Raw genomic sequence first — 12,469 nt, forward strand, 5'->3', positions numbered from 1 at the left:
GATGGATACTAGAAAAGAAAAATTCCCATACGGTATTCCTGGGCATAATTTAAGCGAAGTAGAACGGGAAATACCTGTTGAAGAGCCACCAGTATGGCCCATCAACGATAAATTAAAAGTGATTGGAAAAAGGGTCACAAGAATCGATGCCCTTGAAAAAGTAACCGGTAAGGCAATTTATACTTCGGATATTAAATTACCAGGTATGCTCTACGCAAAGATATTGCGTTCAAACGTGCCACATGCTACCATTTCATCCATAGATATATCCAAAGCAAAAAGCTTGCCTGGCGTACACGCTATCCACCTCATAGAAAACACCCCAAAAGAGGGGGAAGAAAATAGTACCGGTAAATATCCCATGGTGAAGTATGTAGGTCAACCTCTGGCCGGTGTAGCTGCCGAAAGTTTGGAAATTGCCAAAGAGGCCGTTTCCCTGATCAAGGTCAACTATGAGAAAAAACCTTTTGTTATAGATCTTGAGGCGGCTATGGAGCTCAATGCGCCTATCGTATTTGATGCCCCTATTACAAAGCAGCAAGATGGCGGGGATGTAGGCGAAACACATGATGGCAGCAAAGGGGAAGGTAATGTTAGGGGGCCATCTACCAGTAGTTTTTTTGGTGGGCCCAGAGGCAATCTGGAAGAAGGTTTCAAAGAAGCCGATGTTGTAGTGGAAAGAACATATCGCACCCAGGTACATACGCACATGCCTTTGGAAACCCATGGCGTTGTGGTCGATTGGAATGCCGATGTTATGACCGTCTATGCATCAACACAAAATACGGCCGCCGTCAGAAATGAAATGGCCAGCGTTTTTAATTTGCCAAAAAGTAAGGTAAGGGTTATCTGTGAATTCATGGGTGGTGGATTTGGTGCCAAACATAGTGCCGGAAGTTTTGGACCTATGGCCGCAAATTTGGCCAAAAAAACAGGTAGGCCCATTTGGCTGATGTTGGATAGACAGGAGGAGCATCTGGCAGAGGGAAATCGTCCCAATTCAATTCAATACCTAAAAATAGGGGCCAAAAAAGATGGCACCTTGACCGGTATTCAACAACGTTCCCATGGAACGGCGGGAGTAGGACTTGGTGCCGGGGTGGGGCGTATTGCCCAAATCCTTTATACATGTCCAAATTTTGCAACAGAACAATATGATGTATTGACCAATGCCGGTCCAGGAGCTGCATGGCGTGCGCCAGGTAATGTTCAGGGCGCATTTGGTTTGGAACAGGCCATTGATGAAATAGCGGAAAAATTAAATTTAGACCCCCTAAGCTATAGAGATCATATTGATACAAGCGAAGTAAGAAAAGTAGAGCGCCAACGGGGAGCGGAGCTTTTTGGATGGTCTCGTCGTAAACCTGCTGGAAGCAGCAAAGGTATAGTGAAGAAAGGACTTGGAGTAGGCCAATCCACTTGGCCCCGATTTGTGTCCTTGGATTCCTCCGTAGAAATTAAAATTCATAAAGGCGGTGGTGTTGAGATACGATCCAGTGTCCAGGATATAGGAACAGGGACTAAGACCATTCTTGCCCAGGTAGTTGCCGAGGAATTGGGCCTACAAGTGAAAGATATCAAGGTAAACATTGGGGATACGTTTTTTCCTGTCGGACCAGGTTCTGGCGGAAGTGTGGTCACAGGTTCCATTACCCCTCCTACCCGTAATGCGGCCTTTGAAGCAAAAACAGCCTTATTGAAGCTTGTTGCCAAAAAATGGGAGACCGATTCCTCCGAGTTAGTTATGGCCGATGGTCAGGTGAACCATAAAACGAATACGGACCTTAAAATGTCATTTAAGGAAGCGACCAAGTTAATGCGAACCAGCCAAATTAGTAAAATAGCGAGCCGATCGGATGATTATGGCGGCTTTCAACAACCTTGGGGTCTGGCCTATGGTGATTTGGGATCGGTACAATTTGCAGAGGTCAGTGTCAATACCGATACGGGATTTGTAAAGGTGGATCGTGTAGTAGCAGCACATAGTTGCGGTAGGCCACTTAATATAGGACAATTGGAAAGTCAGATCAATGGGGGAGTCATTCAAGGTGTATCTTATGCGCTCTATGAAAATAGGGTGATGGACAATAGCACCGGCCACATGATGAATGCCAATGTGGATCAGTATAAGGTGCCATTTTCCATGGAAATCCCCGAAATTGAAACGGTAATTGTAGAAGAATATTCCGGGCGTTCCTCAACCGATGCATATGGTATTGGGGAGCCTGCTAATATTGCCACGGCCGCTGCGATTGCCAATGCAGTCTACAACGCCATTGGAGTAAGGCTTTATGAAATACCCATTACTCCATCCAGCATTCTTAAAGCATTAAGTAAAGTCTCTTAAATACGAAACCATGAATAAATTTAGTTGGTACGAAGCAAAATCCGTTGAGGATGCCCTTGAGCAAGTCAATTCGACCCTATCCGATGAGCTATATGAACCTACCCAAAAGGCCTCGGTTTTTAAGTCTGGAGGCATTGATGTGTTCGATTGGGTAAAGGAAGGTCTGCTTAAACCGCAAAAGATTATCAATATTCGGAATATTCCCGGCCTTGACCAAATCAGTTATGATCGTAAGGAAGGGTTACATATTGGATCCAATGTAACCTTGGCGGAAATCGCGTCAAATCCGGAAATTAAGAGTCAGTATTTGGCGCTCCATCAAGCGGTAAACCATGCTGCCACTCCACAATTACGTAATGTGTCTACTTTGGGAGGTAATATAGCACAGCGTAACCGTTGCTGGTATTTTCGTTCTGCGGATCATGATTGTTTCCGTAAAGGGGGCGACCGATGTTTTGCACGCCATTCGGAAACAGGTGAAAATGAAAATCACGCTATACTCGATAACGGTACTTGCGTAAGTGTTCATGCTTCTTCCATAGCCACTGCACTTATGGCCTTTAATGCCAGTGTGGTTATTGCAAATGCAGAAGGAAAACAGAAAACGGTTCAAATGGATGATTTCTTTGTCTCGGCAGGGGAGGATATTGCTATGGAAAATATCCTTCAGGCGAAGGAAATCATTACTGAAATCATTCTTCCTCCACCTTCGAAAAATACGAAAAGTGCATACATCAAACAAGTAGCCCGTGAATCCTACGATTGGTCCTTGGCAGATGTGGCGGTGGTCATGGAAGTTTCCGGAAATACTTGCAAATCGGCAAGTATCGTCCTTGGGGCTGCCGCTCCGGTACCCTATCGCTCCGTTGAAGCCCAGCAGGCCATTGAAAGTAAGACCATAAATAGTGACAATGCCACGGCCGCTGCAAAAGCTGCGATGACAAAGGCGCGCCCTCTTTCTAAAAATGATTACAAAGTACCGCTGTTTGTATCCACTATTAAGCAAACCATTTTAGAAATCGCTTAGGTATGGAAAATGGCAACTCGAACAAAAAAAACATCTGCAAGTTCCTTAGGGCCAGAAATCCATATGGTATGATGGAAGGAGGGGACAACCCCTGGCTTTTATTGGATGATGCCAATACAATTTGTTGGTGTATTACTTCTGCAGGAGCCACGGGGCCCGATAATGGTTTGGTATCCCCCTTGCACTGTTTGGAAGGACGGAGTTGTTTCGTTTCCGAAGATGTGGGCGATGATATGGACAGGGAGCCTCCAATGGTATGACCAAATACTAAGGTCTTTGGCCATTTAATTGAAACATCCCAGGGATTGGAAAATGGGAATCGCGACTAAGCCAATCCCAATAAAACCAATTCGGCCTACTCGACCAATGTTCCGTTTTCCAGAATAAGGGCATAGGTATACCCTGCACCAAAGTCTTTATTCAAAGCCACAACGGCACGGACGGTAATGTCCGAACCTTCAGGAACCACGGTATTGGAGGTAACCACCAAATCATAATCATCTTGGCTTCCATCCTGTAGGTGTAACCAATTACGTCCCATTATGCTGGGATTTGTCTTTACACAGGTACCGCTGATTTCTACGGAATGCCCTTCGTACCGCTTAGGGTCCTTTAACAATTCGGCAATTTTAATGGATCCCCTATGTTGAACCTCCTTTTCGGCATGGGTAGGTGCTTCCTCTTTTTCAGCAATACCTTCTCCCTTGACCGAACTGGTATTGGATTCAGTTTTTGACAAGGTGGTGTGATCTTCCTTGGAAACTAAATTTGAGACAAGGTAAATCTTTTTGAATATCCTATTATGTTCCTCACTCTCAAAATCGGTCTTTAACAATCCACCCCTATAAAAATAGGTCCCGCCTTTTTTAATATCCATTTTCCCTGTGGCGATCCAAAATTCCTCTTGCCCTTCCTTTACTTTAAGATATACATATCGAGTTGAAGGAAGTACCTCGCTTACCATCACTGAATGGAATTGGGTTTTGGATGATACATCGCCATTACTATCACGTTTCGTTGAGGAATCCAGGGAGCTCCCCGTTTTGTTTGTTATCTCAATAACTTTTGGACCGTTATTGCAAGCCGCCATTATGACCGCGGCACCGATAATTAATGATATGTATTTAAATCTTAAAATCATTGTTTTGCATTTATCGAAAAGTTTGTATTGATTGCAAGCTTCGTCGCATAACCAAAGGGTTTTTATAAAAAAGAAACCTGTTCGGCAATGACTGCATCTATTTCCTCAAGTGGTATTGATGGACTTGTCCGTCTTTTTACCCTCCGTATTACCCGGTCCGTTACCGTTTTGACCGTCTTAAGGTCATATTCTTCCAGATCAGTTTCAAAATAATCAACTACCTTTTGATTTACGAGAATCTTATACTCCGCCAAAAAAGCTCGTAAAGGAGCCTTTTGAAGCCATTCGGTATACACTAAAAGTTCCTCACCTATAATATCGCCAACCTTCCCAATGGCCGCCATTCTTTTTTCTTTGGTCTCCTCCAAATCCATAGAAATGGTATCCAAATCATAAAGTAAAACGTTCTCATTACGGGACAGGTCCTTATTAATGTTACACGGTACTGCCAAATCTATCAGGAGTACCAAATCCATTCCAGCAGTGGGTATGTTTTTCACAAGGTTGGCACAGCTACTGGCCGCACCAATGATTATGTCAAAATCTTGAAAATCATTACGTAACACCGTATCCCAACCTAATACCTTCGCTCCGTGTCTCTTTGCCAAGACCACTGCCTTTTCTTCTGTACGGTTACTAACGTAAATGTTTTTAAAATTGAATTTGGAATTATACTTGAACAACTGTATTACAATGTCCCCCGCTCCAATAAACAATATTCTTTTCTCTTTTACCAAAGCTTTGTCATAGACATGATTTATAACCTTTAGCGCCTTATATGCCATTGAAGTGGTCCCGTCCCTAAAAAGTGTTTCATTACTAATGCGCTTGTGGCTTTTGAACACCGTCTGCATAGCTCTTTCCAAGAGAGAACCTTGGAGGTTGAGCTCTATGGAAAAATGATAGGCTTTCTTTATTTGATGCACAATCTCCACATCTCCGATTACGGAGGAAGCAAGTCCTGAAGAAACCTCCAATAGGTGCCGAACAGTTTTTTCGGTGGTATCGCTAGACTTGAATAATCGTGAAATTTCTACATCTGAACTAGAGGATTTTATACAGACCAAGAAATTCCGTACTGCTACTGCCGGGGTGGTTAGGGATTCAAAGTATATTTCCGTTCGGTTACAGGTAACCAGGAGCAACAATCCTGAAATATCAGGAAAGGTCTCACAAAGGCGGGCCACCAAATCCTTCTTTTCCTCCTTCGGAATATGGAAGACCTCCCGTTGGGTAACCGAAGCCGTTTTATGCGAAATGCTTATATAGCTAAGTGACTTTTCCATAATGAATACAATAGATCTTAAAACTTAGATGCCATCTATACGCTTTCATCCCCATTCATGTTTTTTACGAAAACATTTTAGCAAAGGGATAAGGTATTTACTACTCCTTCATTGTTCTCATATAATTGACTACCAACCACATATCCTCTTCATCTGGAATTTTCTTTTCATAGTTGGGCATATCGAACCGTCCTATATAGCTTTTGTAAAAAATGGCCCCATCACTTTGTGCATGGAATTCCTCTGATGAGAAGTCGCCTAAATCCCCTTCTACCTCATCCGCCTTGGGTCCGTCTCCATAACCTTCCTTGCCATGGCAAGATTTACAATGTTTGTTGTATAAGGATTTGCCGATGTTCAAATCCACCGCTGGGTCTGTGGGATTTTTCATTTTCTCATACTCTTCCGGAACTACCCATTCTTCTTGCACTTCCTCGGTAAAAGAGTAAAAAGCAAATGACACGATTGCGATAACGACTAAATTTCTAACTGTTCTCATGTTTTGATTATTTATTCTTTGGTTTCGGATTTTCAAAAACAATTATGGTTCAAAGCAATTTTGAAAATCCTTTTATTCATTCTCGGTTTTTAATTCCAATTCTTCTCCCTCTTTTTTAATCTTAAATAAGTGTATTCCGGTGTAAACGAAATTTGCCCAAATTCCCACCAATAAAATGGTCAATACCACATACATCCAAATGGGTGCAGCTTCGGACCACAATGTGTTTTCATCTTCTTTGTGCTGTTCATTTAAAATTCCCCAGCTTTCCGTATTCTTCTGGACTACATCACCATAGTCGTCGTGATCTTCGATGATCGCATATACCGTGATATTTCCATTTACATCTCCGGGCAAACCTATGGGCATCTCAAATTCATAGCCCCCCTCTTCTATGGTACCTTCGTCAATTATCATCTTAGAAAGCATCCCTTCGACCGAAATAATAATATCGGTTTCCTCCACAGGAATTTGAACTCCTAGACTATCTAGTGTATGGGCTTTTACCTGGACGGTTTTAATACTGTCCTTTTCTATTAGACCCAAATCCAGATGGATATCTTTTATACTGATTTCTTCCTCTTCGCCATCCAGTTCTTCCGTACCCTTAAAAAGAGCCATCAACGTAATCCTACCCTCCTCATCCTTTAAATAGTATTGGTCCTCTGGCAATGTAATCCGGGCAATCCCTTCTTTGGAAGTTTTGGATGCGCCCAGCGGAACCTTTTCTTCTCCCAGCACGTTAAGAAAATTAATATCCGCTTCGTATACCGGCACTCTATCTTTTCTGTCCTTCTTATTTGTGGCAACAAAACTGGCTTCCAGTATTCTCGACCCATCGGGTTGTTTAATGCTCTTAAAACGGAACCGCATCCTATAGTTGCTTAAGTCCTGTTCCTGCGCAAAAATGTTCGACGCAAGAAATAAGCTCAAAAGCACTATAGACAATGAATATTTAAAAAAACTAATTCTCATTTCAACTGATATTGGGTTACACTATAGGTTCCTCCTTTTCCTTCCCTTTCATAGTCTATGATACCGGACATTGGAATGATAGGAACAAGTCTCATAATAAGGATAAAGAACAGGACAAAAGCGGCAATCCCGGCAAAGCTAAGTGCCCATTCAATCCATGTAGCCGAGTAGTGTATAAACTCAGGACGGGTATCCTGAATGGGTAAATAGGGTGTTTCCAAAGTAGGCACAACTATTAAATACCTATTTAGCCATAGCCCTAAAACTGCAATGACAGCTGCAAAAGTGATGGATTTTATAGTCCTGAACCTTTTAAAGAACAGGATTACGATGGGTACCAATACCCCAATGTAATTCGCAAAAATAAATTCCCAGAAATATTTATTAAATAGGGTGTTCAATAAATCGGCATCATGCGTCTTATGGCTAAACCATCTGGAAAAATACTCACTAAAGGTAAAATAGCCGAACAACAATGAAATGACCAATAGGATTACACCGGCACCAATAAAATGCACCTTTCGTATATAGTGATCCAATTTAAAATATTTGCGAATCAGATACATGGCAATAATAATGACCCCCACACCGGAATATAGACCGGCAACAATGAAATACGGGGCAAAAATTGTACTGTTCCACCCTGGTTGAAGAGTCAAACTGAATATCCAGGCCAAGACCGTATACGCCACAATGGCCAAAGCAATAATCATGGCAGACATGATACGGGTTATTTTATGTAGTCTATTGCGTTGGGTGGGTGTATCTCGATATCCGATGGCCAGAAACGTGTAAAGCTTTCTTCTCCATTCAGGTACATCTTCACTATTATCACGAAGTATGGCAAAATCTGGAATAAATGTTAGGTATAAATAAATAAAGCAGCCTATCAGGTCGGTAATTATGGCTATGATATCCCAAGTTATGGGGGATTGTATACGTGGATAGAGAAACAAATAATGCAACCTATCCAACCTACCGATACAAAGTAAAATAAATATCGGGCCAATGATCAGGGATACTACGGTAATGATTTCAACTATTCTTGATATCGAGTTTTTCCAAGGTGTTTTGAAGAAATGTAAAATACCCGAAATAAAGGCCCCTGAATAACTTAAACACACAAAGAAGATAAAATTAATAATGTAAATACCCCAGACTACATTGTCCCGCATACCGGTAACCTCATGTCCTTTAACAACTTGTATGACAAAAGCTGCCAATCCCCATAAAACAAATCCAACCAAAATCCCGATCCATATCTTGGACCATTTGGTCGACTTTAAAAGCATGGGCGAAAACTCTTTGACCAATTCCCTTTTTCTACTATCTACATTCATCCTAGAACGTTGTTTACTTTAAATCTTACCTTGGCTCTTTAGATCTTGAACAAAAGGAACATCCTTATATCGTTCAATAATATCCTCTTCAACATCAAAGCCCCGCTCCAATGGGAACTGCCTATTTACGGCAGGCAGATAATAAACATTAGGTTTCGTCCCTAAATGCTCCAAATGTCTATATCCTCCCCTATCATTTATTAACTCTGAAAATCGAACGGTTTCCTCTCCATTGGTAACCATATCTTCGTTTTTATCCCCAAAATAGATCACGCCCATAGGGCAAGATGATGCGCAATAGGGTAGTTTACCCTGTCTGAGCATATCTGGACAGAAATCGCATTTCATTACCGTGCCCTCCGTTCCGGGAATACTGGTTTCCGGTGAGTAGGGTTGGCTTGTGTCATCAAATTTCGGTTTATGGCTCCAGTTGAATTGACGTGCGGAATAAGGACAACTCGTGATACAAAACTTACACCCAATACACCGATCATTGTCTATTAAAACAATGCCATCGTCCCGTTTAAAGGTGGCCCCAGTGGGACATACCGTAACGCAGGGTGGTTCATCACAATGATAGCAAGGTTTTGGGAACCAATAGGGCTCTGCTTCTTCATGGTCCTGAATGAGCTGGACCTTCATAAACTCTTCATTGTAATCCAGATTGTGCGCTTTTTGACAACTTTCAACACAATTTCTAGCATTTTTGCATTTGGCCAAATCGATTACCATAACAAATTTTCGATCCGGAATTCCTTTTCTTGATTCAGCAGGTGTAATATGGGCCTCGGGATAATTGTTAATGCTCTCAGCATCTACCTCTACCATTTTGCCGTCCGGGGTAAGTACCCTGATTTTTTCACCTGATGCCTGTAGTTCCTCCTCAGAAGCCAAATTGGCCAACAAAGTAGCACCGGCCACAGTTGTGGCGCCCGACAGTAAACCCATTTTCAGAAATTTACGTCTGTTCGTACTATTCTTTTTTGTGTTGTCTTTTTCCATAATCGACCGTTGTTGCGCAAACTATCCTTTGTTTCTCCTTTTATTACCCCTCTTCTTCCCAAGGGATAGGTTTAAAAATTATAGTTCCTCGTGATATTGAATCCGAACAGAATCTGACCTCTAAAAAAATCGTTTGTGTTTTTCATATAGTTCTGCTGTGGTACAATACCGTTCATATTGGTTATAAACAATTGGAAGGCATGTGCGGACGTAGCAAACTCGAACCCCAAACTTATTCCCGGTTCTGGATCAATATCCAGTCGTTCACCGTTTAAATGATGGGTAAAGGGCTGGCTGTAATCCCATAGTATGGAAGTCTGATCACTTATTTTATAGCGCCCTCCGAACGCAACCCCTATTACATCGTTCCTCATCCGGCTTTCCACAAGGTTAAAATGGGAAATACTAGGAGCCAATTGCATGGAAAGCTTAGGACTGAACCTCCTCGCAATGATCAACTGGTTAAAATAGGAATACCTGTGTTGATCTAGACTAAAATTCTCCCTTTTCCTTGCATCTATCGTGAAATTGCCGTAATAGGACACACTCACCGGAATCCTGCTAGATCGTGTTTGATTTAAGATTCCCACTTTCCAGTTAAAATCTTGGAGGCGATTAAATTTGGTAGTCCCAAATCCCAGAGTCAATCTTTCATGTATGGAATAGGCCACTCCCATCCGTATATTGGAAGGGCCCCAAAACCCTAGCATATCATTGGTTCCCTCGTTAATCAACCCGAACCTATGCGACATCTGAACCTCCAAGGTGTTCTTTGAAAAGAGCACATTATTAGGGTTATCAATAATAAAGGAGCTTTCAAAGGCTGGGCGTTCAGGTTTATCCACTACGGAATCCTTCTCTCTTTTTTGTGAAAGGAGTAGGACGGGGGACAATAAAGCTAATCCAAAATATATTCCTATTGTGTTTTTCATATTTTGATGTCTTACTATTTAGTTATTCTCGGCACCACGATCTATCCAACCTTTTATTAAGGCAATTTCATCTACGGTGAGTACAAACCCTGCTTCAACAGGGTGGTTATTGCCCGGCAACTCCCTAAAAAACTGGCTGTTCTCGCCATCTCCAAGAACTACATATTCTGGGACGATAGCATCATATGCATTCCCTTCGGTTAAATCTGGGTTGGCAACATTCCCATTATGGCACGTGGTACAATCCCTATCATTTCCAATGAACAAAGGCTGGATGTCATCCCTAAAGGAAATAGGTTCATCTATAGGTATATCCGGAATTTCTTCCTCTACCAATTGGTCATAATAACAAGAAGAAAAGCACAATAGACCTAGACCGCCCATCAAGATTATCCTTAATCGTTTTTTCATTTCGTTTGTATTATAAGATCATCACTTGCTCCAATTTCAAAGCACTTTAGTCATCCTTCTGATATAGCAACAGCTTGATGAAACTGTAAATTCCTGTCGATACTATTGCAGTACCATATAACCTGCTCGGAACTGTTTGGAAAAAGATCCGAAATCAGTTCTGTAATGCTTCAATTGAATTGGTCAACAATGCCCTGGAATAACCGGGATTATGAATCCCATTGCTTTGATCTTCCAATAAGGTCATGTAGTTCCATGCGGCCTGTGCTTGTTCGGTTGTAAAAATGCCCTCATTGGACCTATTGGGTGAGGGGACGTCCACTATGAGCCCAGTAATTGGCACACCCGTACCTACCGGATTGCCATCCACATCAAAAACAGGGTTGCCCTCCGTATCTACCGCATATTCCTCACCAACAACTTCGGTCAACAACTGTTTTAAGGTAGCCATGCCTTCGGTAAATCCGGCCATTTCCTCCGGTACTCCATTGGTATGGCAGGCAATACAGGCGGCCTCTGTTGGATTCCACGAATGCAAGCCCTCATTTACATCTGTAGATTCTCCCATATGACAGCTTACGCAGGATGCACCTGTTCTATGTGCTGCCGAAGCAACACCGGGATAGCCCTCCGAACCGGGTATATTGGCTCCCATAATACCTTCCAACATTGTGGTTTGTGGTCCATGGTGAGGCCCAAAACGTGTGGTTGCGACTACATATTGGCCTGTTCCATTTTCCGCGGGAATTACATAACTGTTTCTCGGTTGGTGGCAAGTAGCGCAGTTATTACTTGTACCACCAAAGTCCACAACGGTGGTTTCATCGATTACCAAGGTCACCGGATCTATACTTCTCAAGGCAAAATCCTCCCCATCGTTTTCGAAATCGAAAGTAGAATGCTTATCATGACATGTGGCACAGGTAATCGGTGAAGTATTTGACAAACTGACCGAATCTACCTCGCCAAAGGCCAAGAAATCCAAATGGCCTTTTGTAGAGTGGCACGAGGCACAATCTATCCTAGCACCGGTGAAACTGAACACGCCACCTGCTCCATGTGCCGAAAGGGCAAAGGAACTTTCAACTATATCGCGAGCGGCATTGGAATGGCAGCTTATACAGGAAGCCGTTCCGTCAATTCCGTCCTGACCATCCACTCCGTTAACTCCGTCAATTCCGTCGGCTCCAGGTGGGCCGGGAATTGGGTCACTGGTACATTGAACAAATAGTAAACTTGATATGACCAATACCAAGAAGCCTATTAACTTAGAATTTTTCATACGATCGAATATTTAGCGGTTACAAGATTTTGCGATTAAATAGGCGTAAAAATATGAGAGGAAAACACTACAGAAAATGATATTTATCAGTAAAATGCTATGTTTATTAATATATAATCAATATAAATTGCATAAAAAGAGAATAATTCAATAAATCAAGGATTTTGGCTAAAATCCTAAAAAGGCCGTATTTGGAGAAATGTGGCCTGGCTTTTACGGAAAGGGAA

The 12,469-nt window shown here is 42.2% G+C and carries 12 protein-coding genes; 3 read left to right on the forward strand and 9 right to left on the reverse strand.

The features are described from left to right. Position 1: 1 nt before the first annotated feature. From D7Z94_RS00515 to D7Z94_RS00525, 3 genes are read left to right on the forward strand one after another with little or no spacing between them, the layout of a single operon-like run. Complete coding sequence (locus D7Z94_RS00515; protein ID WP_120709563.1) at positions 2-2,347, forward strand: xanthine dehydrogenase family protein molybdopterin-binding subunit; 2,346 nt, start codon at positions 2-4, stop codon at positions 2,345-2,347. 10 nt (positions 2,348-2,357) lie between these two features. Further along, the gene (locus D7Z94_RS00520) at positions 2,358-3,374 is read left to right on the forward strand and encodes an FAD binding domain-containing protein (RefSeq protein ID WP_120709564.1); all 1,017 of its coding nucleotides are present in this window, start codon (positions 2,358-2,360) and stop codon (positions 3,372-3,374) included. Between the two features lie 2 nt (positions 3,375-3,376). Then, positions 3,377-3,634, forward strand: a complete 258-nt coding sequence (locus tag D7Z94_RS00525) for a hypothetical protein (RefSeq protein ID WP_120709565.1) — start codon at positions 3,377-3,379, stop codon at positions 3,632-3,634. Positions 3,635-3,729: 95 nt separating this feature from the next. On the opposite strand, the gene D7Z94_RS00530 is transcribed toward D7Z94_RS00525, so the two are convergent. The 9 genes from D7Z94_RS00530 to D7Z94_RS00570 all read right to left on the reverse strand — a co-directional run bounded on the left by D7Z94_RS00530 (position 3,730) and on the right by D7Z94_RS00570 (position 12,242). Continuing rightward, positions 3,730-4,515: a hypothetical protein gene (locus tag D7Z94_RS00530; protein ID WP_120709566.1), complete on the reverse strand. Its 786-nt coding sequence runs from the start codon at positions 4,513-4,515 to the stop codon at positions 3,730-3,732. Positions 4,516-4,577: 62 nt separating this feature from the next. Further along, positions 4,578-5,801: a glutamyl-tRNA reductase gene (locus D7Z94_RS00535; protein ID WP_120709567.1), complete on the reverse strand. Its 1,224-nt coding sequence runs from the start codon at positions 5,799-5,801 to the stop codon at positions 4,578-4,580. Between the two features lie 100 nt (positions 5,802-5,901). Continuing rightward, complete coding sequence (locus D7Z94_RS00540; protein ID WP_120709568.1) at positions 5,902-6,300, reverse strand: c-type cytochrome; 399 nt, start codon at positions 6,298-6,300, stop codon at positions 5,902-5,904. Positions 6,301-6,372: 72 nt separating this feature from the next. Then, the gene (locus tag D7Z94_RS00545) at positions 6,373-7,275 is read right to left on the reverse strand and encodes a hypothetical protein (protein ID WP_147415802.1); all 903 of its coding nucleotides are present in this window, start codon (positions 7,273-7,275) and stop codon (positions 6,373-6,375) included. Further along, a complete protein-coding gene (gene nrfD, locus D7Z94_RS00550) occupies positions 7,272-8,615 on the reverse strand; it encodes an NrfD/PsrC family molybdoenzyme membrane anchor subunit (RefSeq protein ID WP_120709570.1) in 1,344 nt (447 codons plus the stop codon). Before nrfD ends, D7Z94_RS00545 begins: the two co-directional genes overlap by 4 nt. Before the next feature lie 18 nt (positions 8,616-8,633). Beyond that, positions 8,634-9,563, reverse strand: coding sequence for a 4Fe-4S dicluster domain-containing protein (locus D7Z94_RS00555; protein ID WP_158594564.1), 930 nt, complete (start codon positions 9,561-9,563; stop codon positions 8,634-8,636). A gap of 125 nt (positions 9,564-9,688) precedes the next feature. Further along, positions 9,689-10,549, reverse strand: a complete 861-nt coding sequence (locus tag D7Z94_RS00560; protein ID WP_120709572.1) for a DUF5777 family beta-barrel protein — start codon at positions 10,547-10,549, stop codon at positions 9,689-9,691. A gap of 18 nt (positions 10,550-10,567) precedes the next feature. Next, positions 10,568-10,960, reverse strand: a complete 393-nt coding sequence (locus D7Z94_RS00565; RefSeq protein WP_120709573.1) for a hypothetical protein — start codon at positions 10,958-10,960, stop codon at positions 10,568-10,570. A gap of 154 nt (positions 10,961-11,114) precedes the next feature. Continuing rightward, positions 11,115-12,242: a hypothetical protein gene (locus tag D7Z94_RS00570; RefSeq protein ID WP_120709574.1), complete on the reverse strand. Its 1,128-nt coding sequence runs from the start codon at positions 12,240-12,242 to the stop codon at positions 11,115-11,117. Positions 12,243-12,469 lie beyond the last annotated feature (227 nt).

The organism is Ulvibacterium marinum (genome assembly GCF_003626755.1).
GTDB classification, from domain to species: Bacteria; Bacteroidota; Bacteroidia; order Flavobacteriales; family Flavobacteriaceae; genus Ulvibacterium; species Ulvibacterium marinum.